Source organism: Bacillus sp. FSL M8-0071, assembly GCF_037975455.1.
Taxonomy (GTDB): domain Bacteria; phylum Bacillota; class Bacilli; order Bacillales; family Bacillaceae; genus Bacillus; species Bacillus subtilis.
The window spans coordinates 1070662-1096359 of sequence record NZ_CP150256.1 but is presented as its reverse complement, the minus strand read 5'-3'; the positions used below and the strand labels follow the sequence as shown (position 1 = coordinate 1096359).

At 45.4% G+C, this 25698-nt stretch carries 24 protein-coding genes and 1 pseudogene; 8 read left to right on the top strand and 17 right to left on the bottom strand.

Translation table 11 applies throughout. From position 1 onward, the window contains the following. The first annotated feature begins 28 nt into the window (after positions 1 to 28). A complete protein-coding gene (locus MKX71_RS05620; protein ID WP_003245187.1) occupies positions 29 to 424 on the top strand; it encodes a hypothetical protein in 396 nt (131 codons plus the stop codon). Positions 425 to 462: 38 nt separating this feature from the next. Here MKX71_RS05620 and lcfB read toward each other — a convergent pair whose 3' ends face one another. The 4 genes from lcfB to MKX71_RS05600 form a co-directional block, all read right to left on the bottom strand. Beyond that, positions 463 to 2004, bottom strand: coding sequence for a long-chain-fatty-acid--CoA ligase LcfB (lcfB, locus tag MKX71_RS05615; protein ID WP_339231831.1), 1542 nt, complete (start codon positions 2002 to 2004; stop codon positions 463 to 465). Positions 2005 to 2121: 117 nt separating this feature from the next. Continuing rightward, positions 2122 to 2766 (bottom strand): SDR family oxidoreductase, encoded by a 645-nt coding sequence (locus MKX71_RS05610; RefSeq protein ID WP_049140680.1) that lies wholly within the window; start codon positions 2764 to 2766, stop codon positions 2122 to 2124. Between the two features lie 64 nt (positions 2767 to 2830). Beyond that, positions 2831 to 3826, bottom strand: a complete 996-nt coding sequence (gene lplJ, locus MKX71_RS05605; protein ID WP_014479356.1) for a lipoate--protein ligase LplJ — start codon at positions 3824 to 3826, stop codon at positions 2831 to 2833. A 12-nt stretch (positions 3827 to 3838) separates the two neighbouring features. Next, entirely contained in the window at positions 3839 to 4573 is a 735-nt protein-coding gene (locus MKX71_RS05600) for an MBL fold metallo-hydrolase (protein WP_339231830.1), read from the bottom strand. Positions 4574 to 4730: 157 nt separating this feature from the next. Between MKX71_RS05600 and yhfH the strand changes: the two genes are divergently transcribed. After that, a complete protein-coding gene (gene yhfH, locus MKX71_RS05595) occupies positions 4731 to 4865 on the top strand; it encodes a protein YhfH (protein ID WP_003244802.1) in 135 nt (44 codons plus the stop codon). 270 nt (positions 4866 to 5135) lie between these two features. Then, positions 5136 to 6425, top strand: coding sequence for a glutamate/proton symporter GltT (gene gltT, locus MKX71_RS05590; RefSeq protein WP_003245579.1), 1290 nt, complete (start codon positions 5136 to 5138; stop codon positions 6423 to 6425). Between the two features lie 36 nt (positions 6426 to 6461). Here the strand turns inward: gltT and MKX71_RS05585 are convergent, their stop codons facing one another. The 4 genes from MKX71_RS05585 to MKX71_RS05570 form a co-directional block, all read right to left on the bottom strand. Next, complete coding sequence (locus MKX71_RS05585) at positions 6462 to 6869, bottom strand: ASCH domain-containing protein (protein ID WP_015252434.1); 408 nt, start codon at positions 6867 to 6869, stop codon at positions 6462 to 6464. Positions 6870 to 6881: 12 nt separating this feature from the next. Continuing rightward, positions 6882 to 7922, bottom strand: coding sequence for a M42 family metallopeptidase (locus MKX71_RS05580; protein WP_187954395.1), 1041 nt, complete (start codon positions 7920 to 7922; stop codon positions 6882 to 6884). A gap of 133 nt (positions 7923 to 8055) precedes the next feature. Beyond that, a complete protein-coding gene (locus tag MKX71_RS05575; RefSeq protein WP_170295641.1) occupies positions 8056 to 8220 on the bottom strand; it encodes a hypothetical protein in 165 nt (54 codons plus the stop codon). Between the two features lie 114 nt (positions 8221 to 8334). Then, a complete protein-coding gene (locus MKX71_RS05570) occupies positions 8335 to 9111 on the bottom strand; it encodes a YhfC family intramembrane metalloprotease (RefSeq protein ID WP_017695356.1) in 777 nt (258 codons plus the stop codon). Positions 9112 to 9239: 128 nt separating this feature from the next. Between MKX71_RS05570 and fabHB the strand changes: the two genes are divergently transcribed. After that, a complete protein-coding gene (gene fabHB, locus MKX71_RS05565; RefSeq protein WP_029317561.1) occupies positions 9240 to 10217 on the top strand; it encodes a beta-ketoacyl-ACP synthase III FabHB in 978 nt (325 codons plus the stop codon). Positions 10218 to 10258: 41 nt separating this feature from the next. Here fabHB and MKX71_RS05560 read toward each other — a convergent pair whose 3' ends face one another. The 6 genes from MKX71_RS05560 to MKX71_RS05535 all read right to left on the bottom strand — a co-directional run bounded on the left by MKX71_RS05560 (position 10259) and on the right by MKX71_RS05535 (position 19137). Beyond that, entirely contained in the window at positions 10259 to 12586 is a 2328-nt protein-coding gene (locus MKX71_RS05560; RefSeq protein WP_339231829.1) for a YhgE/Pip domain-containing protein, read from the bottom strand. A 70-nt stretch (positions 12587 to 12656) separates the two neighbouring features. Continuing rightward, positions 12657 to 13232 carry a TetR/AcrR family transcriptional regulator gene (locus MKX71_RS05555; RefSeq protein WP_014479348.1) on the bottom strand — a complete coding sequence of 192 codons (576 nt, stop codon included), beginning with the start codon at positions 13230 to 13232 and terminating at the stop codon, positions 12657 to 12659. Between the two features lie 146 nt (positions 13233 to 13378). Then, positions 13379 to 14791 (bottom strand): protoporphyrinogen oxidase, encoded by a 1413-nt coding sequence (hemY, locus tag MKX71_RS05550; protein WP_003245394.1) that lies wholly within the window; start codon positions 14789 to 14791, stop codon positions 13379 to 13381. 14 nt (positions 14792 to 14805) lie between these two features. Next, complete coding sequence (gene hemH, locus MKX71_RS05545) at positions 14806 to 15738, bottom strand: ferrochelatase (protein WP_014663414.1); 933 nt, start codon at positions 15736 to 15738, stop codon at positions 14806 to 14808. A gap of 71 nt (positions 15739 to 15809) precedes the next feature. Beyond that, a complete protein-coding gene (hemE, locus tag MKX71_RS05540) occupies positions 15810 to 16871 on the bottom strand; it encodes a uroporphyrinogen decarboxylase (RefSeq protein ID WP_017695362.1) in 1062 nt (353 codons plus the stop codon). Between the two features lie 121 nt (positions 16872 to 16992). Further along, positions 16993 to 19137, bottom strand: coding sequence for a transglycosylase domain-containing protein (locus tag MKX71_RS05535; protein WP_339231828.1), 2145 nt, complete (start codon positions 19135 to 19137; stop codon positions 16993 to 16995). A 121-nt stretch (positions 19138 to 19258) separates the two neighbouring features. On the opposite strand from MKX71_RS05535, the gene hmoB reads away from it, so the two are divergent. The 4 genes and pseudogenes from hmoB to sndC all read left to right on the top strand — a co-directional run bounded on the left by hmoB (position 19259) and on the right by sndC (position 22843). Then, entirely contained in the window at positions 19259 to 19759 is a 501-nt protein-coding gene (gene hmoB / locus MKX71_RS05530) for a heme-degrading oxygenase HmoB (protein ID WP_032721261.1), read from the top strand. Between the two features lie 44 nt (positions 19760 to 19803). Then, positions 19804 to 20123: pseudogene (locus tag MKX71_RS05525) on the top strand (hypothetical protein). Positions 20124 to 20188: 65 nt separating this feature from the next. Continuing rightward, positions 20189 to 21580 carry a hypothetical protein gene (locus MKX71_RS05520; protein ID WP_212060127.1) on the top strand — a complete coding sequence of 464 codons (1392 nt, stop codon included), beginning with the start codon at positions 20189 to 20191 and terminating at the stop codon, positions 21578 to 21580. A 72-nt stretch (positions 21581 to 21652) separates the two neighbouring features. Next, entirely contained in the window at positions 21653 to 22843 is a 1191-nt protein-coding gene (gene sndC, locus MKX71_RS05515; protein ID WP_339231827.1) for an N-acetyl amino acid acetylase SndC, read from the top strand. A 17-nt stretch (positions 22844 to 22860) separates the two neighbouring features. On the opposite strand, the gene MKX71_RS05510 is transcribed toward sndC, so the two are convergent. Genes MKX71_RS05510 through ecsA form a run of 3 tightly spaced genes read right to left on the bottom strand, consistent with a single transcriptional unit; the run spans position 22861 to position 25553 of the window. Further along, the gene (locus MKX71_RS05510; protein ID WP_017695368.1) at positions 22861 to 23571 is read right to left on the bottom strand and encodes an EcsC family protein; all 711 of its coding nucleotides are present in this window, start codon (positions 23569 to 23571) and stop codon (positions 22861 to 22863) included. Between the two features lie 19 nt (positions 23572 to 23590). After that, positions 23591 to 24817, bottom strand: coding sequence for an ABC transporter permease EcsB (ecsB, locus tag MKX71_RS05505; RefSeq protein WP_041052751.1), 1227 nt, complete (start codon positions 24815 to 24817; stop codon positions 23591 to 23593). After that, positions 24810 to 25553: an ABC transporter ATP-binding protein EcsA gene (ecsA, locus tag MKX71_RS05500; protein ID WP_003233230.1), complete on the bottom strand. Its 744-nt coding sequence runs from the start codon at positions 25551 to 25553 to the stop codon at positions 24810 to 24812. The genes ecsB and ecsA overlap by 8 nt, the downstream gene beginning before the upstream one ends. Between the last annotated feature and the right edge of the window lie 145 nt (positions 25554 to 25698).

The following is a 25698-nucleotide window of genomic DNA, read 5'->3' as shown; positions in this document are numbered from 1 at the left end:
AAAACTAACAATGTTTGGAGTGATGCAAATGAAAAAAATAGTGGCAGCCATCGTGGTAATCGGTCTTGTGTTTATCGCATTTTTTTATCTTTACAGCCGATCAGGCGATGTGTATCAATCGGTAGACGCGGATTTGATCACACTGTCTTCAAGCGGCCAGGAAGATATCGAGATTGAAAAAAGACAGCACGTCAAAGATATGCTGGATATTATGAATCAGGGAAAACAGGTGAAGACAGAAAAAACATCAGCCCCTGATTACGAAGGGACAATCAAGTTTCATAAAGACCGGTATGACTCATTCAGACTATGGATTGACGGCAGCCAGCAAGCCGTTTTTTTGAAGGATGGCACATACTACAAATTAAGCAAAAATGATACAAAGGCGCTGCTAAATATTATTAAAAAAGAAGCAAAGGATTGAAAATGAAAAAGCGAAGCTAACCGCTTCGCTTTTTCATTTTATTGGGGCAAAATATCTCTCAGTGCCCGTCTGAGCATTTTCCCCGTCGCATTTTTCGGAATATCGTCAAGAAACGTAATGGCGGCAGGCCGCTTGTATTTTGCCAGATGCTTTTCACAGTGCTGCATGATGTCCTCCTCTGTTACCCCAGAGCGTTTCGGCACCACATATCCCTTTACCGCTTCCCCGCTTTGGGGGTCCGGCACGCCGATGACAACCGCCTCCTTGACGTACGGATGGCTGTACAGCACCTCCTCTACCTCCCGCGGATACACATTGTATCCTCCTACAATGATCATGTCTTTTTTCCGGTCAACAATGTAAAAATAGCCGTCCTCATCCCGTCTTGCCAAGTCCCCCGTATAAAGCCACCCGTCTTTTAATGCATGCTCTGTTTCCATCGGCATTTTATAATAGCCCTTCATCACATTGGGGCCTTTCACGATCAATTCGCCGACCTGGTGAGCGGGCAGCTCGCGTCCGAGCGGATCTACGACCTTGTTTTCGACATGTAAGATACTTGTCCCGATGGAGCCCGGTTTTCTGCCCCTGTCAAATGGGTTAAAGCACGTGACGGGTGATGCTTCCGAGAGCCCGTAGCCTTCCAAAATGGTAACACCGAATTTTTCTTCAAACGCCGTCAGCAACGCGACTGGCATGGCCGCGCCTCCCGAAATGCACAGCCGGATGGAAGAAAAATCATCTTTCTTTCCGTTTTCATGCTGAAACAAGTAGTTATACATTGTAGGCACACCGGCAAAAATGGTCGCCTGCTGCTGCTTAACAAGCTTAAAAACAGATGCCGGACTGAATTGAGGCTCAATCAAGACAGTTGCGCCGCTCATCAGCGGTGCATTCATGCAGACGGTTAAACAAAACACGTGAAACATGGGAAGAGCGCAGACCACATTGTCCCTCTCATCCATTCCCAAATAGCCTGCAACATCGTTGGCATTGCTGTACAAATTCTGATGAGTCAGCATCGCGCCTTTCGGTTTTCCAGTCGTTCCTGACGTATATAAAATAACCGCGGTATCATCAGGGACAAGTTCTTGATTTTGTTTAGCGACAGATGTCGGCCGCAATATTTTTGCAAACGTTGTCATTTTCATCCTGACCTCTGGGTCCGCCGCTTCCGGCTCGGCCTCCCCCGTCTGGCATAAAATGACGAGCTCAACCTTTGGCAGCGATTCATGCATGCTCTCATAAAGCGGCAAAAGCTGGCTAACGCCCACGATTGCCTTTACATCACCATTTGTCAGCATATAACCAATTTCTGTCGGCGTGTACAACGGATTGATGGGAACAACCACGATCCCAGCTTTTAAAGTGCCAAAAAACGCGATGATAAAATCAGGCGAATTGCCAAGCAGCAAAGCTAGATGGTCCCCTTTCTCCATACCGGCTTCCTGAAGGCCGTCCGCAAATCGCTGAATATGTTCATTCAGCTCTTGATACGTCATCATGTGATCTTTAAACCTGCATGCGATGCTGTCGGGCTTCTCAGATGCTGTTTCTTCCAATTTTGAAACAAGATTCATTCTCCCACCCCTTAAAGTGAATGAATAGTCATTCATTATTGAAGCCAAGCTTTCTCCTCCATTATAGAGAAACAGAAAAAAACACTCAAGAGCAAAAAGCCCTGAGTGTCAGTACTGTCATAGTTTCTTCAATGCTTCGGCAATCGGCGTATCTCCTTCTGTCAGATCAAAGGCCCGATTTTCCGTATTCTTCTCATCTAAAGAGGCAATGACCGTTTTTGCAACGTCATCACGGGAAATAAATCCCCGCTCCAGATCCTTCGCTGCTGAAACAGTTCCCGTTCCAGGCTCATTGCGAAGGCCTCCCGGACGGATAATCGTATAGGTTAAACCGCTCGCTTCCAGAATTTTATCAGCATAATGCTTGGCCACATAATAAGGCTTGAGTGCCTCATTCCAATTTTCACGGTTATGGGCTTGCAGGGCGCTGACCATAATAAACCGTTTGATTCCGGCAATGTCCGCAGCTTCAATGGCTTTCGCCGCTCCATCGAGATCCACCAGCAGTGTTTTATCATAGCCTGTGCTGCCACCGGAACCGGCTGTGAAAATGATCGCGTCACAGCCTTTTGCCGCAGCGGCGATTTCTTCCGGGCTGCCCTCCAGATTCGCAAGCACAGCTTCTGCACCGGCAGCTTCAAGAGACGCTTTCTGTTCTTCTTTTCTGACCATCGCTCTGATGGAATGATCAGGATTATCTTGGAATAAAGAGACGAGTCTTTGCCCGATTTGTCCGTTCGCTCCGATTAAAAACACTTTCATGTGAATCCCTCCTGCCTCCATTATTTCAAAAACACAACCGCTCTTTCAAACGATGTGTTTTGCCTTAATAAATCAGATCAAGGAAATCCTCTTTCGTAATGTTCCCAAAGTAATGCTTGAGATTCACACCTTCGAGCACATCAGCGATGACGCTGCGTTCGTATTGTTTTCCTACCAGCAGGTTTTCAATTTCAGATACATCACCGACACCGAAGAAATCTCCGAAGATTTTGCAGTCCTCGATTTTGCCTTTCTTGACCTCTAGGCGCAAATCGATCGATCCAACCGGATAACGTTTCGAATGATTAAGGTTAAATTTCGGCGAGCGGCCGTAGTTCCAATCCCAATTCTGATAGCGCTCTTTCGAAATTTGATGAATGGTCTCCCAATCTTTTTCCGTCAGCTTATACTCCGGCACGTTTCCAATGTCGTTTGTGTTAAAAATATGGCGAAGCAAATGGCTGCGGAATTCTTCGGTGGTCATTTTATCATCGAGAAACTCACTGATGTTTGCTACTCGGCTTCTGATCGATTTGATGCCTTTTGATTCAATTTTATCCTTTTTCACCTTTAATGCTGATACAACATGATCAATGGCTGAATCAAACATGAGGGTGCCGTGGCTGAAAATACGGCCTTTCGTTGCAAACTGAGCGTTTCCGGATATTTTCCGGCCATCCACTACAATGTCGTTCCGGCCGCTTAATTCAGCTTCAACCCCAAGCTGATGTAACGCCTGAATCACCGGCTCAGTGAATTTTTTAAAGTTATGAAAGCTGTCCCCGTCATCCTTGGTAATAAAGCTGAAGTTCAAGTTCCCCAGATCATGGTACACAGCGCCCCCGCCTGATAAACGGCGGACGACGATAATCCCGTTTTCCTCAACATATTTTGTATTGATTTCTTCTATTGTATTTTGGTTTTTTCCAATGATAATAGACGGTTGATTCACATAAAAGAGCAAATATTGCTGTTCAGGGTCTAAATGCTTTACACAGTACTCCTCGATAGCAAGATTGATCCGCGGATCATTGATATTTTGATTGTCTATAAATAACATGGTGCTCCTCCTTTATCCTTCCCACACAAAACCTGATTTCGCAATATTCACTTCTCCGTTAAAAACGGTTTTCGCTTCTTTGCGAAGGTTGTCATGCACGCCAAAATGCGGCAAATGTGTCAGCAGCAGTTCTCCCGCTCCGGCTTCTTTTGCAATGCGCCCGGCTTCCAGGCTGTTCATATGGCCTGCACTTGTTCCGTCTTGATCGGCATAAAAATTGCATTCCGAGATCAATAAATCAGCATCTTTCGAAAACGGTATAAATGAATCCTGATAGCTGGAATCAGCAGTATAAACGACAGTGTGGCTGCCGTCAGTAATCCGCATGGCATAGCACGTCACCGGGTGAATTGTTTTTAAAAAGGTGATCGTAAACGGACCGGCAGCCAGCGGCTGATTCGGCTGATAGGCGATCCCTTTTGTATGTGTTTTATATGTAAGCTTTTGAAACTGTTCTATATCAGCATCATGTCCGTAAATCGGAAGCGTATGCTCTCCTTTGCCGAGAAACGAACCGACTTGCTTGGCAAATTGCAGCGGCCCGATATCAGCGATATGGTCATGGTGATAATGAGACAGAACGACCGCATCCAGCTTTTCCGCCGGCACATATCCGAACAGCTTAGACAATACGGCACTGCCGCAATCAACAAGCAGAGAGTAATCACCTGACTGAAACAAATAGCCTGACGTCGCTTCATTTGCGGCCGGAAAACCGCCATAGCATCCGATAACTGTAACTTTCATAATGTCCTCCTATCTTTTCAAAAAAATTGATCCTCCTTCAATATACCCATTTTTCTTGAAAAAAGCATGTTTTAAACATTGTATCAAAACAGTTATTGATTTTTACAATCTGTTATATTACAATGAAATCACTACAAAGGGGAAAGAGGGATTGGTTATGCTGGGGAAAATCACAGAATTTTTTAGAAACCTGCCTTCGAAAAAGTGTGCGGAATGCGGAAAAAAGATAGAAGAGCAGCATGAGTGCTATGGTAATATCTGCAATGACTGTATAAAAGTAAACGATTTGTAATGAGCGAAAATCCCGCGCCTTACGCGTGGGATTTTCTTATTTTTTCACATATCTCTTAATTTTGAAATAATAGTCAGGTTAGGTCAAAGCTCACCTGTTTTTAGATAATTCTGGTGATTATCATAATGTCATTGAATATTCTTTATTTTCGAAATATAATTTACTATAGACGAATTGATTTCTTATCTATTATAATTTGATCTAATAGTGAGATTAAATATATGTCTATTCATGATATATGTTGATACTTTGTTTTTTGGGAGGTAATCTATGAAAAGAATTAAGTTTGGATTAGCCACACAAATATTCGTTGGACTTATTCTAGGTGTCATTGTTGGCGTCATTTGGTATGGCAACCCAGCATTGCCTACTTACCTGCAGCCAATCGGGGATCTCTTTTTACGCTTAATCAAAATGATAGTGATTCCTATTGTTGTCTCCAGCTTAATCATCGGTGTAGCCGGTGCAGGAAATGGAAAGCAAGTCGGTAAATTAGGCTTCAGAACGATTCTGTACTTCGAGATCATCACGACTTTTGCCATTATTCTCGGACTAGCCCTTGCAAACATCTTCCATCCGGGTACAGGAGTTAATATACACGAAGCTCAAAAATCGGACATCAGTCAATATGTTGAAACTGAAAAAGAACAAAGTAATAAATCAGTGGCGGAAACGTTCCTCCATATTGTGCCGACAAACTTCTTCCAGTCATTGGTCGAAGGGGATCTTCTAGCCATCATCTGCTTTACAGTACTATTTGCATTGGGTATTTCCGCGATCGGTGAAAGAGGCAAGCCTGTATTAGCCTTTTTTGAAGGTGTATCCCATGCCATGTTCCACGTTGTAAACCTTGTGATGAAAGTGGCGCCATTCGGCGTTTTCGCTCTTATCGGAGTGACTGTGTCTAAATTCGGACTCGGTTCTCTTATCTCTCTCGGAAAGCTCGTCGGATTGGTTTATGTCGCGCTTGCTTTCTTCTTAATTGTTATTTTCGGGATTGTCGCAAAAATTGCCGGCATCAGCATCTTCAAGTTCCTTGCTTACATGAAGGACGAAATCTTACTGGCGTTCAGTACGTCCAGCTCTGAAACGGTTCTTCCGCGCATCATGGAAAAAATGGAGAAAATCGGATGTCCGAAAGGCATTGTTTCATTTGTCATTCCGATCGGATACACGTTTAACTTAGACGGTTCCGTTCTCTATCAATCTATTGCCGCACTCTTTTTAGCACAGGTATATGGCATTGATTTGACGATTTGGCACCAAATTACGCTTGTGCTCGTCTTAATGGTGACATCTAAAGGGATGGCTGCCGTGCCTGGTACTTCTTTTGTTGTCTTGCTTGCAACGCTTGGCACCATCGGCGTTCCGGCTGAAGGACTTGCCTTTATTGCCGGCGTAGACCGCATCATGGATATGGCACGTACAGTTGTCAACCTGACTGGTAACGCGCTTGCTGCCGTTGTGATGTCTAAATGGGAAGGCATGTTTAATCCTGCGAAAGCAGAAACTGTTATGTCCCAATCGAAAACAGAACAAAACGCAACCATTTCTGGTTAATGAAAAGCCTGCGGGGTTCTTGCCCCGCAGGCTTTTTTAATCTTTAACAAGCACAAACAGCTCTGTAATCAAAACAGTATCCTCATTCAGCTCCAGTTCACCGCTTTTGATCAGTTCCGCCCATGCCATCCGATGATCCTCTTGAAACTCCTCAATTCGGTCTCCATTGCCCTCTCCTTTGACTAACCTCATATCAGGCGCACCAAAGATGGTTTCAAAGACATCTGTTACTTTTATATTGCATCTTGGATTGTCATGTTTATCATAAACGGTAACAAGCTGACCCGCTGTTTGATAAACGTCCCTCAATTCATCTTTTGAATACAATGATTTCGGCGCGCACGTGGCGGTTTTTTCTCCGGCAAGGATCTGCTGAATCAGCTGTTCTCCCAACCCGTCATCACCTTCCCAGCCGAATGTGCTTTTCAGCTTATAAATCTTCATTGGTCCTCCCCCTTATACCATTGGTGACTGTACATAGTAATACAGAAGCTTAGCGGTATGGCGAAGAGATGATTTATGGGTGCGTTCAAATGCATGGGAAGCGTCAATTCCCGGCCCTATGAGGCCATGCACAATATCATGCCCGGATTTGATCGCTGCTGACGCATCAGACCCGTAGTACGGATATATATCAAGCTTATAGTCGATATGATGCTTCTCGGCTAATTGAACTAAATGCTTTCTGAGCTGATAATGATACGGCCCGCTCGCATCCTTCACACAGATTGATACTGAATATTCATCAGTCGCCTGCCCGTCACCGATAGCCCCCATATCAACCGCCAAATATTCAACTGTTTCAGGAGGAATATTCGAATTCCCGCCGTAACCGATTTCTTCATTATTGGAAATAAGAAAATGGGTTGTATACGGCAGCTCAATGTCTTCTGTTTGAATTTCATGAATTAAGCGGAGCAATAAGGCGACGCTTGCTTTGTCATCCAAATGGCGCGATTTAATAAATCCGCTTGATGTGATCTCGACACGGGGATCAAACGACACAAAATCTCCGACACCAATGCCCAGCTCCTCCGTATCTTTCCGGCAGTGAACTGGTTCATCTAGGCGGATCTCCATATTCTCTTGATTCCGCTCAGCCTTTCCCGCGTCTTTGTATACGTGCACAGACGTTTGATGCATTAAAATGGTGCCTGTGTACGTTTTTCCCGAGGCGGTTTCAATTTGGCAATACTCCCCCTCAATCGAGTTGTAGCGGAACCCGCCGATTAAGTCGATTTTCAGCCGGCCGTCCGCTTTAATCTCCTTCACCATAGCGCCGAGGGTGTCAACGTGCGCTGTCAGCATGCGATGCTGGGATGTGTCGCGTCCTGGAAGCGTTGCAATTAAGCCGCCCTTGTGGTTCCGAACCGTTTCTACCTTCCATTCTTTTAAAAGGCTTTCAATATAATTGATCACCTCATATGTATTTCCGGTCGGGCTTGGGATCGATACAAGTTCTTTAATGAGCTCCATCGTTTTACGTACGGACGTCATAGGGCATTCCTCCTTTTATTTTCTACTTAAAATATACTCTTTTCCCGAGGGACCCGTCCAATCTTTTCCTATCAATCTCTCATATGCTGTAGAGAGCATGGGAAGAGGAGGGATTTCTATGTGCTGTCGTCATTCACATGAACAGAAATGTCGTTGTCACGATTGGTTCGATGATTTTTGGTTCTTTGACGAGTGGTTCGATAAAGATTTCCACGACCATTGCAAGAAAAAGAAAGAATGCCATGACCCTTGCGAGAAGAAGAAAAAGAAACACCATTGTTTCTCTTGTAAAAAACACAGACATTCTTGCTGTCATTGCTAAAGACTGAATCAGAAATATTCTGATGACCCATGCTTAATGAATATTTCCATTCACATTTTTCCAAGCGGGCATTGCTGCTGCTTGGACCTTTTATTGAAACACCCTTTTTGCTTTTACAATCCAATAAACTGATAAAGCCGCTATAAGAGCAACAATGATTTCAACAGCAGCAGCATGCTCTATGATTCCTCTCTGATATAAAACCGCCGGTACATTAAACAGTGCATGTAAAAGAATAGAATACAACAAAAACAGCGGCCGGCGGCTTTTAACCGCGTACAAAACAAGCAGAGACAGCCCAATTTGGACGGCAATGGCACTGATTCTTTCTATTCCGCCCAGCATCCATTCATACGAAGGAGTATGCAGCAGCTGCTCCTGTATCGGCAAAAGCGCCTGTTTGACGTCGCCATTGACCAAAAGCTGTTCAAACGTCCCGCTATTGATTGCAAATGCGTATACAATAAGTGAGATAGAGGACAAGCCTGTAATCAGGATGGCTTCAAGCCCGCCATGGCCGGCCCCGAAAGCCAGACCATCCGCCCAGGTATGATGGCGCTTCATAAAAAATCGCATCATCATATACCTTCCGCACTCCTCAAAAATGCCGGCCATCAAGCAGCCGTAAATGCCATACCATAATGGATGTTGCATCGCTTCTTTCGTCATTTCATTCACTTGCAGTACATAAACATGAACGCCGCCTTCCAGCAGCTGAGCGAAGACAAAAAACGTGAGAGCGCCAATAAAAAACACTTTAAGCGAGGCGCCATACTTTCGCTTAAACCATACAATCAGCCCGATTGGCAACAGAAACGCAATAGCCCCGGATAATGCCAAAAAGACTACTGCTTCTTGACTGACCATTTTTCAGCCTCCTTTTTCTTTTTCATAGATTCCCTATTCTACACTTCTCTTTTTTTGTAAAAAAACCTTCTTTTTAGTACCAGATACTAATATCTAGTGTTATAATCTGACCATAAGGAGTGATTCATATGTCAAAAGCAAAAATTACAGCTATCGGCACCTATGCGCCGAGCAGACGTTTAACCAATGCAGATTTAGAAAAGATCGTTGATACCTCTGATGAATGGATCGTTCAGCGCACAGGAATGAGAGAACGCCGGATTGCAGATGAACATCAATTTACCTCTGATTTATGCATAGAAGCGGTGAAGAATCTCAAGAGCCGTTATAAAGGAACACTTGATGATGTCGATATGATCCTCGTTGCCACAACCACATCCGATTACGCCTTTCCGAGTACGGCATGCCGCGTACAGGAATATTTCGGCTGGGAAAGCACCGGCGCGCTGGATATTAATGCGACATGCGCCGGGCTGACTTACGGCCTCCATTTGGCAAATGGATTGATCACATCTGGCCTTCATCAAAAAATTCTCGTGATCGCCGGAGAGACGTTATCAAAGGTAACGGATTATACCGATCGAACGACATGCGTTCTGTTCGGCGATGCCGCTGGTGCGCTGTTAGTGGAACGAGATGAAGAGACGCCGGGATTTCTTGCGTCTGTACAAGGAACAAGCGGGAACGGCGGCGATATTTTGTATCGTGCCGGACTGCGAAATGAAATAAACGGTGTGCAGCTTGTCGGTTCTGGAAAAATGGTGCAAAACGGACGCGAGGTATATAAATGGGCCGCAAGAACCGTCCCTGGCGAATTTGAACGGCTTTTACATAAAGCAGGACTCAGCTCTGATGATCTCGATTGGTTTGTTCCTCACAGCGCCAACTTGCGCATGATCGAGTCAATTTGTGAAAAAACACCGTTCCCGATTGAAAAAACGCTCACTAGTGTTGAGCATTACGGAAACACGTCTTCGGTTTCAATTGTTTTGGCGCTCGATCTCGCAGTGAAAGCCGGGAAGCTGCAAAAAGATCAAATCGTTTTGCTTTTCGGGTTTGGCGGCGGATTAACCTATACAGGATTGATAATTAAATGGGGAATGTAACAAAAAAAGAACTTGTTTCCAAGGAAACAAGTTCTTTTTCTTTATGAAGCCGGCTGTTCTTCTGATGTTTCTTCCTTTCGGCTTAACATTGTAAAGTAAGTAATGCTTAGTGCAATCATGACGAGGGCGATGCCGATTAAGACGCCGGCCATCTGCCACATGTAGCCAAAGTCACCGTTTGAAATGACCGCTCTGAATCCGTTAATGCTGTAGGTCATCGGCAATGCGCCATGGATGACCTGATAGAAATTCGGGAGCAATTCAAGCGGGAAGGTTCCTCCGCTCGCTCCCAGCTGCAGCACTAAAATAATGACTGCGATAAAACGTCCAGGGTTGCCCATCGTTGTAGCCAAAAATTGAATCATCGCCAGGAAAGCGAGACTCGTAATGATTGTAAACACGTAAAATCTCCACGTGCTCTCTACCTCGAGACCAATTCCCAATAGAAGAACCGTCGCCACAATCAATGATTGAATGATTCCTACAAGCATCATGACATTGAATTTGCTGAAGAACCACTCAAAACCGTTTCTCGGACGTCCTGACGCTTCCTTCAGCGGGAAGACAACCGTCAGCATGATGCCGCCGACATACAAGCCCATTGACAGGATATAAGGTGTCAGCCCTGTTCCATAGTTAGGAACGGAATGAATGGCATCATCTTTGGTTTTAACCGGATCCGCAAACATGCCATATGTTTGATCATCAGCATCGATATCTCCTGTTTGATCAGCCGCATCCTTCAGCTTACTAGACAGCTCTCCTGTGCCGTCCAATAGCTTGCCTAAACCTGTATCAAGTGATGCAGATCCGTCTGCAAGTTTTGATGATCCGCTTTGGACCTGTTTAGACCCGTCTAACAGCTTAAACAATCCGCCGGATACTTGGCTGCTTCCTGTCACCAATTGCTCTGAGCCCGCTTTTGCTTTTGCGAACTGCTTATTATATTCACCGATACCCGCTGTCAGTTTAGTTTGGCCATCTGTCAGCTTCTGTGAACCATTGTATATCTTATCAGCTCCCTCAGTTAATCTGTCAATTGCATCTTGGATTGTTTTTGCGCCGTTATAAAGCTTAGATGTAGCTTCCGGCATGGCTTTCACCTGCGCCACCTGCGCTTTCACGTCTTCAAGAGAGCTTTTTATCGTTGCGATGTCAGGCAACTGATCAGCTGCAGGAAGTCCACTTAAAATTTCATCAAAATCAGGCGCATCAACTTTCGGAAGTTGCTTTTCAACAGAGCTGATCAACTGGCTTTTTTGCTCCGCTGTTAAGAAATCACTCGAATTGATGAGATTTTTGAATGCCTGATCACGGTTTTTTAAGCTGTTTTCAAAGTCAGACAGCTGTTTTTTAAATTCCTTCATCGCAGTTTCTGATTTTTCCAGATTGTTTACAGCAGTTTCAAGCTTCGTTAAATCGAGCGCATTTATGAGTTTTTCCGCTTTTGCTGCTTTTTCCGACTCTTCTTGCGCTTTACTGTTGAGCTGATCCAGCCCGTTAGTAAGATTAGGCGTACCCTTCTGCACATTTTGAAGTCCAGCAAGAAGTTCATTCATCTTGCTTGTCAGTTCGCCTGATCCTGCTGCAAGCTGACTAGATTTATCATAAATCTGGTTGCTGCTGTCCTGGAATTTTCCAAGCGAGCTGTCAAGTGATTGGATGCCGCTCGTCACCTGAGCCGCTCCATCTGCAAGCTGCGCTGTTTTGTCACTGATGGTAGCGGTGCTTTCCTTCAGCTTCGCCAGATTTTCTTTCAGCTGGGCGCTTCCGTTTTTCGCATCCTTTGTGCCGTCATCAATTTTTTTCGCGCCGCTGCTCGCGTCGCTCAAACCTTTTGCGATATCTTTAAAGTTATCAAAAATAACTTTCGTATATTGCTCGGTCACTTCTTTTGAAACAGAGGCCTTCAGTTTATCAATCGCTTTTTCGCCGATCGTTGCCCCTACATAGTTAGAACCTGCATTTGTGTGGTATTTCAGATCCAATTTTTTCGGATTTTTGTCTAATACAGTGCTGGCATTCTTAGAAAAATCCTCAGGAATCTCGACAACTAAATAATATTTTTGATTCAATAAGTCCTTTAACGATTGGTCGAGATCATTGGAAAAATGCCAATCAAAGTTGTTATTATCCTTTAATTCTTTGACCAGATCATCACCGATTTGAAGTTTTTCTCCTTCATACGTTGCTCCCTTGTCTTGGTTGACGACAACGACAGGCAGCTGGTCAACTGTGCCGTACGGGTCCCAATAAGCCTTTAAGAATACGCCGCTGTAAATAAGCGGGACAAACAAAATGGCGATGATGGGAATCAATAATTTTTTACTTGTTACGATGTCTTTCCACTGACTTCGTATTGTGTTCATCCTGATGCCTCCATTCTAAAACTGACTCATCATGAAAAATGGTCATTTTCTTGCAAAGAGAAAGGATTATCTAGTTCGCTGACAATCCTTTGACAACATACAATTCAAGCAGTCCCGCAATTGTCTCTTTATCAAGCGGGGGGTGTTGTTTTTCCCAGTCAAAAATGAGCGCGATATAAAGCTTCAGCATCACAAAGGCTGTCAGTTCAGGGTCGCACGGCTTGATTGCGCCGCTTTTGATCCCGTCTTCAATCTTACTTTTGATATAAGACAGTATGGCTCGCTCCATTTTCTGGATCACTTCCTGAACAGCCATTGTACCAATCTCGGCATTCTCTTGGAAAATTTTAATCGTCAGCTGATGTGTTTTCCTGAACTCCAGAATGGCAAACAGCGCTCTGTGCACATTTTCATGGAACGGAAGGTTCGGCTCCATCGCTTCATCCGCTTTTTGTTTCATTTCCTTTAATAAAGTAGTGAAAATCTCGTCAAACAGCTCTTCTTTGTTTTTGAAAAAAGTATAAATGGTTCCCTTCCCCACGTTCGCAAGTTTTGCGACAAGATCCATTGTCGTCGCTTTATACCCGAACTGCGTGAAAGACTTTGTAGCCGCCTCCAAAATGAGCTTTTTTCGATCTATTGACATTGTATTCACCTCGAAACTGACCGTTTGAACATTTTAGTCATTAAGTACATATGCAAATGTATCATAACCTGCCGTTCAATTCAATCATTTTTTTACACAATATTGCCATTGCACATCAAAAAAACCTCCGCGATAAAGCGGAGGTTTTAGCTGAATAAATAGGTAAGCGCGTCAGACACGGCAGCTTTTCCTTGATCAATGCAGTCGGGAATGCCGACACCTTCGAAAGAAGCGCCTGTCATATAAACACCCGGATACGCAGATGCAAGTGCTTCACGCAGCTCCTTGATACGCTGCTTATGGCCGACATGGTACTGCGGCATGCTTTCATGCCATCGGGTGACACATGTCATTTCCGGCTCGCCGTTTATGTTCATGACTTTCTTTAAGTCTTCTAACACAATGTTGATAATGTCATTATCTGATAGATCGACAATGGATTCGTCTCCGGCTTTTCCGACATATGCCCGAAGCAGCGTTTTGCCTTCCGGCGCTGCGTGCGGCCATTTTTTATTCGTCCACGTACAGGCTGTGATCGCAAAGTCACTGTTTCTTGAAATGACAAAACCCGTGCCCTCATGCTCCATTTGGACGGAGCCTTCAGGGAAACCTAAAGCGACGTTTGCCACGGATGTGGAGTGCATATTTTTCAAATGAGAAATGGCAGGAAGCTCAGAAAGCATTCCCGCAGCCGCTTTATGCGGAGCAGTCACAATTACTGAATCAGCATCAAGTGTGACGCCGTTATCCAGTTCGAGCGAATAGCAAGAGCCGCTATGGCTGAGTTTGGTCACTTTTGTGCCTTTATACACCTTCGTCAGCTTTAACTGCTTTTCGATCTCTTCTACAAGGGTCTGCAAACCGGTTGACAGAGTTTGGAACTGCCCTTGTTTTTTTGCCGTCAGCTGCTGGCCTGAGCCTTGAGGCCTTGTTTTTTTCATGCCGAGAATCAGGCTTCTATGCTTTTGTTCCGTCTGATAAAATTGCGGAAATGTCGACATCAGGCTGAGCTTGTCAATGTCGCCTGCGTAGATCCCTGATAGTAGCGGCTCGATTAAGTTCTCGACCACTTCATCTCCGACACGTCTGCGGAAGAATTCTCCCAATGACTGATCATCCTTTGTTTTGCTTGCAGGCAGGATGAAATCCATAGCAGCTCTCGCCTTCCCGGACAAGGAAAACAGACCCGTAGAAACAAACGGCGCAATTTTTGTCGGTATCCCCATTACAGCGCCCTTCGGCATTGGATGCAGGGTGCGGTTTACAAGCACATAGGATTGCCCGGTCGCATTGTTGACAAGCAAATGCTCAAGACCTAAGTCTTTAACAAGCTGCGGGGCGCTTTTCTTTCGTTCCAGAAATGAGTCTGGCCCTCTTTCGATGATATAGCCGTCTTTCTTGACAGTCTGGATTTTCCCGCCGACTCTCGGACTTGCCTCAACAAGTGTCAGCTCAAGCGGCAGATTCTTTTCTTTGATTTCTTTTTCCATATAGAAGGCGGCGGCTAAACCGGTAATGCCGCCGCCGATGATGACTACATGTTTTTTGCCGTCACTCATGTTCATCGCCTTCTTTAACGTCCTAATTTTTTTAATACGACTGTTGCCAAAGCATCAATAAATTCAGGCTTGGCATTTGGCATTTCCGGCCGGTAATAGCTTGCGCCGATATCGTCAGTAACCACTTTGCATTCATAATCATTATCATAAAGCACTTCTAAGTGATCCGCGACAAATCCAACAGGAACATATACAAATGCTTGATAGCCTTTTTGTTCGAATAAATCACGTGTTAAATCCTGAACATCGGGTCCGAGCCAAGGATCAGGCGTGTTCCCTTCACTTTGCCAGCCGACAGCATATTCGGAAACGCCTGCGCCTTCAGCAATCAATTTCGCCGATTCATGCAGCTGGTCCGGATACGGGTCTCCAAATTCTTTGATTTTTTCCGGCAGGCTGTGTGCGGATACGATGAGCATCGCGTTTTCTCTTTCATCCTCAGGCATTGACGCATATGTTTCCTTCACTCGGTCAACCCAATATGTCACGAACTTCGGTTCATCGTACCAGCTTTCAACTGACGTAATCGTTAAGCCGCCGAGTTTTTCAGCCTCTTCTTTGGCGCGTTTGTTGTAGGACTGAACGCTGAACGTGGAGAAATGCGGCGCCAGCACGATGCTGACTGCTTCTGTAATGCCATCCTTATGCATCTCTGCTACGGCGTCTTCAATAAACGGCTCGATATGCTTCAGTCCGATATACGCTTTAAACGTAATCTCATCCTGAATTTCATTCAAGTGCTGTTCCAGATTATGCGCCTGCTCTTCTGTGATTTTGGCAAGCGGTGAAATGCCGCCAATCGCTTCGTATCTGTCTTTCAAATCTTGAAGCATTTCAGGTTCAGGCTTTCTGCCTCTTCTGATATGTGTATAATAACGTTCAATATCTTCTTCCTTATAAGGCGTGCCGTACGCCATCACGAGAAGCCCCATTTTCTTTCTACTCACTGTTTACACCCTCTTTAATGATCTGATACAAACATTTTGACAGGATATCATTAAGATACCAAAAGATATGCTTAGGAATATTGACCCATTTTTTTGTTTTGTGAATATTCATGGACAAATGCTGTCAGTTTTTTCAAAACCTCTGGACTGACATCAGGAAATACCCCATGGCCAAGATTGAAAATGAAGCCGTCTGACTCCATACCCTGATCAAGTATTTCCTTCGTTTTCTGCTCAATGACTTCCCATGGCGCAAGCAAAATGGACGGGTCCAGGTTGCCCTGCACTGTTTTAGTAATTCCTTTTGATCTGGCTTCATCAATGCCGAGTCTCCAGTCAAGCCCGACAACATCAAGAGGAAGGTCATGCCAATCACCTGCAAGATGGCTTGCGCCAACGCCAAACATGATCAGCGGCACATTCTCCTTTGCGAGCTCTGAAAAGATCCGGTTCATCACGGGTTTGATGTATGTTCTGTAATCTGCCTGATTCAATGCGCCGACCCACGAATCAAAGATTTGAATCGCTTTTGCGCCTGCCTTAATCTGCGCTTTCACGTACACGATGATCATGTCGGCAAGCTTGGACATCAGCAGATTCCATGCATCTGGCATGCTGTACATGAAGGCTTTTGTTTTATTGTAGTTTTTCGACGGGCCGCCTTCGATCATATAGCTTGCAAGCGTAAAAGGCGCACCTGAGAAACCGATGAGCGGGACGTTCAGCTGCTCATTGACAAGCAGTTTAATCGTCTCAAGCACGTACGGCACGTCCTGTTCCGGATCAATCTGGCCGAGTTTTTCAATGTCCGCCAGAGACCGGATTGGCTGATCAATCACAGGACCGATCCCGTTTTTGATTTCAACATCCACACCGATTGACGGCAGCGGCGTCATGATATCTTTATAAAGGATTGCAGCATCGACTCCGTATTGCTCAACCGGCAGTCTTGTGACATACGCACAAAGTTCGGGCTGATGTGTGATCTCAAACAATCCGTACTTTTCCTTCAGCTTGCGGTATTCCGGCTGTGAGCGCCCTGCTTGCCTCATATACCACACAGGCGTGTGATCCGCTTTTTCTCCCCGCGCAGCTTTTAAAAACGTCTCGTTAAACGTTTCTCGTTTACTCATCTGATTTCCACCTTTCATACGGCAACCATACGTTCGTATTTCTTGACTTATTACACTATACCTTGTTTTAGGCAAATGGTATAGAAATGTAGCTCAAAGTTCAAAAAATCGCCGAATTCCATTAAGAGGAAAACAATTTTGGCTGAACGTAATCGGTTCCTTCCCCTTCTCTTTTTGTCTGTGTATTATAAGGCACAATTTTATAAGACGCGCCCGAAAATAAGTTGGCATAAGGAATTTCATAGCTTCCCTTCCCTTCAACCGAATCAAGAAGCGTCTCCTCGCCGTCCTTGTTTACATAAATTCTGTATACGGCCCGATCATCCTCTTGAGCGTCCCACTTTAATTCAATAGTAAAGAGCCCCGCTGCTTTAAATGTGTAATCGGCTGTGAGTGTTTTGACCGGCTTCAGCTCAATCGGGCTTTCCAGGTCTTTAACGTTTTTAGGCTTTGTGAACACATGACCGGTTTCTCCTGCCTGTGTCAAAATATCCTTAAACAGCCGCGTCGGGTATGAGCTCCCGGCTTTCAAATAATGGTTTTGATCCGTTTTGTCATAGCCCATCCAGACTGCCCCGGTTATTTTCGGCGTATAGCCTGCAAACCAGGCGTCCTTTGTCGCGCCGGAGACGCCTGTATAAGATGTTGAACCTGTTTTTCCCGCCAGGTCGCCGTGATAGGTGCCGGACGTGGCCGTTCCCTTTTTGACTACCTGCTGCAGCATTCTCGTCATATTCCAAGACGTCTGCTTGTTGAAAACCCGCTTTCCTTCTTCTTTATGATCGGCTATTGTTTCTCCGTCTTCATCTATTATGCTCGAGATAAAGAAGGGTTCAGTATACGTTCCATTCGCGGCAAATGTATGAAACGCGCCGGCAAGCTGGAGCGGCGAAACACCTTTTTCCAAGCCGCCTAGAGCAAGAGCAAGGCCTTCATCAGGGATATCAATGCCGTTTGCTTTCAAATAAGATTTTCCTGTTTCAACGCCGATCTCATTCAGCGTCCAGACAGCCGGCGCGTTTTTGCTGTACGTAATGGCGTCAGACATAGTGACTTCGCCCTCATACCGGCTGTCGTAGTTTTTCGGCGTATAATCTCCGTAGAACTGCAACTCATCCTTCAATAGAGAATATGGCTTAAATTTCTTTTCCTGCATCGCCGGTCCGTATACAGCAAGCGGCTTAAATGTGGAACCCGGCTGGCGGACAGCTGTGACACGGTTATATCCTTTGGATGTGTAATCCCTTCCGCCGATGGCCGCTTCTACACCGCCTGTCTTGTTATTAATAAATACCGCGCTTCCCTCGGCATTCTGATCTGTTCCGGGATAATAGCTTCCCTCTTTCATTACCTGGTAAGCCGTCTTCTGCAGCTTCGAATCGAGCGGCACCTTGATCGTGTATCCGCCTTGAAGAAGCTGCTCTCCGGAAATGGAATACTTGTCTTCCGCCTCTTTAATCACAAGGTCAATGTAGCTGTCAAACCAAGGTGTTTCCGACTGTTTCTTCACGTGCAGTCCAAGCGTTCGGCCCTGTGCGGTGACAGCCTCTTTCGCACTAATATAGCCTTGTTCATTCATCATGCCTAGAATTGTATCACGCCGCTCCTTATTTTTATCAGGGTGCAAAATTGGAGAGTACGTAGAAGGCGCCTTCGGAATAGCGGCCAAAACAGCGCCTTCAGATACAGTCAAATCTTTTACTTCTTTATTAAAATAATAGTGGGACGCCGCTTGTATGCCGTAAACCCCATGTCCGAAGTAAAGCTGGTTTAAATACATTTCAAGCAGCTTATCCTTGCTGTAATCCCGTTCAAGATTGATCGCAATGATCACTTCTTTTGTTTTTCTTAGAAACGTTTTGTCATGTGTCAGAAAAATATTTTTGGCAAGCTGCTGGGTGATCGTGCTTCCGCCTTCCACCTTTCCGCCTGCTAATATATCGCGGTACACTGCTCTTCCGACAGATTTTGCATCAATGCCGTGATGCTCATAGAACCTTTTATCCTCAACAGCGATAAACGCTTCTCTGACCTGCTTTGGAATCTCATTGATCGAGACCGGCTCGCGATTTTCTGTATACAGGCTTGCAACCTCATCTCCGTTTTGATCAACAATTTTTGAAGAGGCATGAAGTATCAGCTTCTTTTCATCTATGACATAATGGCCGAGAAAAATAATTGAAATATATCCTATTAAAGCGAGAAAAGCAGTTAACACTAAAATAATGATAGGTATAAAAAGTTTCTTTTTCTTTATCTTAAACATGAACTCACCTCGCCTTTCTAAAGGTAGTATGGGAAAAATTGTTTGGAATTATGTTCGAAGCACTCGCCAATAGAAACTTATACCATTGTTTTGATATACTAGCAAGCAGGAGGTGGCTGATATGAAGGTTTATATTACATATGGGACAGCCGATTTTTTAAAAACGATCGTACAGAAGCATCCCTCAGAAAATATCCTTTTGATGCAGGGGCAGGAAAACGCCATTTTGATTCATGAAACAAACGGAGATACCGTTTTCCAGGCACCACACGCTTATGAAGTCATTGACCAAGTCGGAGAGATCAAACATCCCGGTTTTGCAGTATTGAACAATATTGCCGTCACTCAGGAAGGGCGTCCGCTGTTTGAAAACAGATTTAAAAACAGAGCGGGAAAAGTCGAAAACGAGCCTGGCTTTGAAGCAATTCGAGTGCTCCGTCCGATCGACAGTGACACCTATGTCATTCTGACCTTGTGGGAAACGGAAAGCGCCTTTCAAGACTGGCAGCAGTCCGGTTCTTACAAAGAAGCCCACAAAAAACGCGATACATCTGCCGGAATTGACACAACGTCGATCTTCTCCCGGCCTTCCTATGTCACCACATATTTCGCTGTCGAATAGCTGCCGGCATGTCCGGCAGCTTATTTTATTGGGAGGAAAGCAAAATGAAGCATACTTGCCCAGAGTCTGCGGGTTTAAGGGATTGGCTGAACCGCCATATGATCATGAAGGCAATCATTCTCATGAAATCTGCCCGTGCTGCGGTTTTCAGTTCGGATTTGATGATTACGAGATGCAGCACGAGGATGATTCATATTTAGAGCCATCGGAAAGCATCATCGCCTATAGAAAAAACTGGCTTGCTGAAGGGTGCGTCATTTTTTCTCCTGAATGCTTCCCAAAACATCTGCAAAAAGCGAATAGAGTATTAAGGCATCATCTGATTGAGCAGCTGAAACAGATCAATGTTCATCTTCCATCATAACCCTCCCCTCTGTCCCGGCACCTTCCGCCCGCCTATGAATAATCTGTAAGCGGAAGGAGTGATCGATGATGGAAGTCGGGATTTTGTCTGTCCATGTTCTGTATGTGTTTTTTATCGGTGCAATTATCCTATTTATGCTGCTGAGAAAAGACACGACATTTATTTCTCTATTCGGCATTTTTATCATATCGCTATGGGCCAGCCATTCACTTTCAGCTTCTGTCAGCAGTTTATTCCACAGCTTTATCTATGCGGCCGGCGAACTGCTGCCCACGATTTTCATCATTTGCTTTATCGTTTCAATGAGTGATTTGTTAACAAAAACAGGGATAAATGAAGCGATGATTTCTCCCTTTGCAAGCCTTGTGAGAGGGCCTGTGACTGCCTATTGGCTGATTGGAGGCCTGATGTTCGCCATTTCTCTATTCTTCTGGCCTTCTCCGGGTGTCGCTTTGATCGGCGCCGTCCTGCTCCCCGCAGCCGCACGTGCCGGTTTGACGCCTCTTGCCGCGGCCATGGCCATGAACTTATTCGGACACGGTTTTGCCCTGTCAGGAGACTTTGTCATTCAGGCGGCGCCAAAGCTGACTGCGGATGCAGCAGGCATTCCAGTCGGTGATGTCGTCTCGGCCAGTATTCCGCTTGTGCTGATTATGGGTGTGACAACAACAACTGCTGCCTTTATCATGATTCAGCGCGAACGCAAAAAACAGGAGCATCCCGCTTCTTTTTCCCCCGTTCTTTCCGGCGAACAAGACAACTCGCTGTACTTGCCAAAACGCCTGCGGTCCATACTGGCTTTTTTGATTCCGCTTGCCTTTCTTGCAGATATCGCCTGCATGCTCTTGTTTAACCTGCAAGGAAATGATGCAACCGCGTTAATTGGCGGGTCTGCAATTTGTATCCTCTTTACCGTTCATTTTTTCGTGTATAAGCATAAAGGGCTTGAAAAAATCACCGGCTATTTTATTGACGGATTTAAGTTCGGTTTTAAGGTTTTCGGCCCCGTCATCCCGATTGCCGCTTTCTTTTATCTTGGCGACTCAGGCTATGAAAGCATACTGGGCACTTCACTCCCTAAAGGTTCCCACGGCATTGTCAACGATCTTGGCATTGCTTTATCCCATATGATGCCTATGTCAAAGGAGCTTGCCGCCACTGCATTAACTGCCGCTGGAGCCATAACAGGCCTTGACGGCTCAGGATTTTCTGGCATTTCTCTCGCCGGCTCCATCGCAAAGCTCTTTTCGTCCGCTCTCCATGCCGATCCCGCTATTCTGACCGCGCTCGGACAAATCTCTGCCATCTGGGTGGGCGGAGGAACACTGGTCCCATGGGCGTTGATTCCCGCCGCGGCCATTTGCAAAGTTGATCCTTTTGAGCTTGCCAGAAAAAACTTCATTCCCGTCGCGATTGGCCTTTTGGTGACAACCCTCGCAGCTGTGATGATGCTTTAAAACAGCATGAGTTGAAATATTCAGACTTTTTCTATACAATCATGGAAAAGCATAGAAAAGGGGGAAGCGGCTTTGTCCATATCCACACTGCAGAAAGAGATAAACAAACAGCTCGACGGCTGTTTTGAAGAAATGGTTGAGATCAGGCGCCATTTTCATATGTATCCTGAGCTCTCATTTCAAGAAGAAAAAACCGCCGTATTTATTGCTTCCTATTATGAATCGTTAGGAGTCCCAATCCGCACAAACGTTGGCGGCAGAGGGGTTTTAGCATATATAGAAGGAAGCGAACCCGGCCCTACAGTCGCTTTGAGGGCCGACTTTGACGCTCTCCCCATTCAAGATGAAAAAGATGTCCCTTACGCCTCCAAAGTGCCTGGTGTCATGCATGCATGCGGCCACGACGGCCACACCGCAGCTCTTCTCGCAGTGGCCAAGGTCCTTCACCAAAACAGACATGAACTGAAGGGAACTTTTGTGATGATCCACCAGCATGCAGAAGAATATTATCCGGGAGGCGCAAAGCCAATGATTGATGACGGCTGTCTCGAAAACGCGGATGTGATATTCGGCACTCATCTTTGGGCAACTGAGCCGCTCGGAACCATTCTTTGCCGCCCCGGTGCCGTAATGGCGGCGGCAGACCGATTTACGATTAAAGTCTTCGGAAAGGGCGGCCACGGCGCTCATCCGCATGATACTAAAGACGCCGTCCTAATCGGTTCTCAAATCGTTACCTCTTTGCAGCACATTGTCAGCCGCAAAGTCAATCCGATTCAATCCGCCGTCATTTCGACAGGCTCCTTCATCGCAGACAATCCGTTTAATGTCATCGCAGACCAAGCAGTACTCATCGGCACAGCGCGTTCTTTTGATGAAAATGTCCGGGACATTCTGGAGAAAGAAATTGAAGCGGTTGTAAAAGGAATATGCAGCATGCACGGCGCGTCCTATGAGTACACCTATGAACAGGGTTATCCGGCGGTTGTGAACCATCCTGCCGAAACGAGCCACTTGGTGAGCACCGCAAAGAATACCGAGGGCGTTCAGCAGGTCATTGACGGTGAACCGCAAATGGGCGGCGAGGATTTTGCTTATTACTTACAAAACGTGAAAGGCACTTTTTTCTTTACAGGTGCCGCTCCCGAACAGCCAGATCGAGTTTATTCCCACCACCATCCGAAATTTGATATCAACGAAAAAGCCATGCTGACAGCGGCCAAGGTCCTTGCCGGCGCTGCGATCACCTATCATCAGCTATAAAAAAACAGCCGGAGTGTTTATTCTCCGGCTGTTTCCTTTAATATCCTCAGATGAAAAACATGTCTTGCCGTTTCTCCAAGCTGAGCAAGCAGCTTATAATTGGCAATTCCGCCGACTGCCGCTCCTATTCCCGGCAAAAGCTGAAAAAGCTTCACGACGTCGATATAATCGCGATATTCCTGCTGGAACACTCTCCAGTCGATGCTCTTTTTCTCCGTCTCCCAATTTTCGATGACAGAAAAAAGCGATTTACGGCCATCATCACTCGAAAACGCAAGCTGAAACACGAGCAGCAAGAACATTCTTTCTTGTGCATCCTTCACATCAAAGCCGTAAATGGAAGACAAGGTAAATAAACACTTCATCTTAATTGAAAGCAGCAGCGGAAAATCAGCAATGCCTAAAAAAATGCCGCCCGCTCCGGTGCCGACTCCCTCAGCAGCTGCCACTTTCTGATAAGAAACAATCGTTTTTTTCGCCAATTCATTTTTTTCACTGAGCGACAGTGCACTTGTATCCTTTTTATAAGTGATGATATTGGAGCCGGCCATTGTCGCTTCTACCATTTTTCTCACACTCTCGGTGACGACCGTATGGATTTTCTCAGGAATCCGTTCATTCACCTTCGTCTGGACACGCTTCGAAAAGCGTTCAAACATGGAATCCTTTCGCAAAAAATGCATTTTCCATTCCAAAGCTTCCTGCATCAGCAGCTGATTATCTGTCATTTGATTACCTCTTTTCAGTTCACAGCTTTCCGTGCTTTTTCAGCCTGGTTGTCATATAAGCAGGCAAAACAACAAAAATCAGAACGGCAGAACCGATCAGCGCGTACAGAAAACCGGTCAAGCCGGCTGCATAGGCAGATGCAACAGACATCAGCAGCGCTTGAATACTAAGTGCAGTTTTTAATAGAGAGAAATAGCTTTTCAGCTTTGTTTCTTTTTTCACAGGGTACAGCTCTTGAAGCGCCAGATGGTCAAAGTGGCCGAAGAGCGGCAGAAGCTGAATGCCCGTAATGAAAATGGCAAACACAGTCAAAACCGCTGTAATCAACGGGCTAGCTGAGACATACATAATGATCAGCGCGAAAACGATCGTTAATCTGACAAGAATGCCCAAATAATCACTCGAACGCAAAAAGGCGCGGGTGAACATATAGGCAAATGTTTTGCGCTGTTCAAACGGCACAAGCCGCAGCAAAAAGTCGAGATAAGCTCTGCGTTTGGCTTGCTTTCGCAAATGCGGCACATCAGTAAACAGGTTGGCAATCCGATAGAAACGCTGCTTTCGTCTCAATTCGGACTCAATATGGCTTTCCCATTTAAATGTTTTCCGTTTTGCTGCGGAAGACATATACAGATAAAGAACAGCCATAATGACATAGACGAGAAGCGCATACATATAAACAGATTGGAAAACAAAATAAAGAACGAGTGTATTCGCCGCAAAGCGAATGATGACGTCCATCCGTTTCATGCTGCGGTCGTTTTGGAAAGTCGTTCGCCATTCCATTACCTGATTCCACGCTTTCAGCAGCAACAGTTGGACAAAGACCGCGGCATACGATACGAGCGAAGCCCCCGGTGTGACTGCGAAATAAAGCGGCATCGCAACGATGCTCAGCGCAATAAGCGGAAACAGCTGAGACACATAGCTGTAGACAAACGCCTGCTTCAAGTAAGGCTCCATTTTTGCTTCAAGAGGCAATAAGAAAACAAGGTCAGCCTCCTTCAAAAGCGTTCGCACATAAGAGCTTGTCAACACGAGCGAAAACAGCACGGCCATCACCCAAAAGGATGGAAAGTGAGCGGGAATGTCCCGTATCCATTTGCTGTACCAGCTTGCAGCGCCCGCTAGAAAAAAAATCAAAACAATGACGAGGTGATCATTGAGCATATATTTCATGTATGTTCTTGTTTCTTTGATATGCTCCTGCAGCCGCGACTGCCAAATATCAAGCATATTATTCATGGCCAGCGTCTTCCTTTGTAAGCTCAAGATACAAATCGTCCAGCGCCGCGTCCTTCATTCCAAACTGCTCTCTGAGCTCTGACAGCGTGCCGCGCGCCCGCACCTCGCCGTTATGTAAAATAATAAACGAATCGCAATAGCGTTCTGCCGTTGCCAAAATGTGTGTTGACATCAGCACGCTCGCCCCGCCTTTTTTCGCTTCATTCATCCGTTCAAGCAGCGCGTTAATGGCAAGCGGATCAAGCCCTAGAAAAGGCTCATCAATAATGTAGAGCGCAGGCTCTGCCAAAAATGCGCACATAATCATAACCTTCTGCTTCATTCCTTTAGAAAAATGGGCCGGGAACCACTTCAGCCTCTTTTCCATTCGGAATTCCTTTAGTAGCGGAGGCAGCCTTTTCTCCATCGTTTCTTTTGACAGTCCATATGCCATGGCTGTTAGTTCAAGATGCTCCATCAGCGTCAATTCTTCGTATAAAACAGGTGTTTCAGGTATATAGGTAAATTGTGAACGGTAGCCTTCCGGATCCTCAGCAAACGTTTTACCGTTTAATTCGATTGAACCTTTATGCGGGTCCATCAGCCCGATGATGTGTCTGATTGTTGTACTTTTACCAGCACCATTCAGCCCGATTAATCCGACAATTTGATTCGGTTCAAGGGTGAATGATACGTTTTTTAAAACCGGATTCCTTGTATATCCGCCGGTCAAGTCTTTTACCGATAGCAGAGACATAGTTTCTCCCCTTATAGTGTTTTTCTTCATAGTACCAAAAACAAGGCCTGATTTGAAACAATTCCCTTTTAACAAATGATGAATTTGCTGTCATAAAGAGACAGGGTTCTGGACATCATAATAGTTGTAGAGGAAAAGCATATCA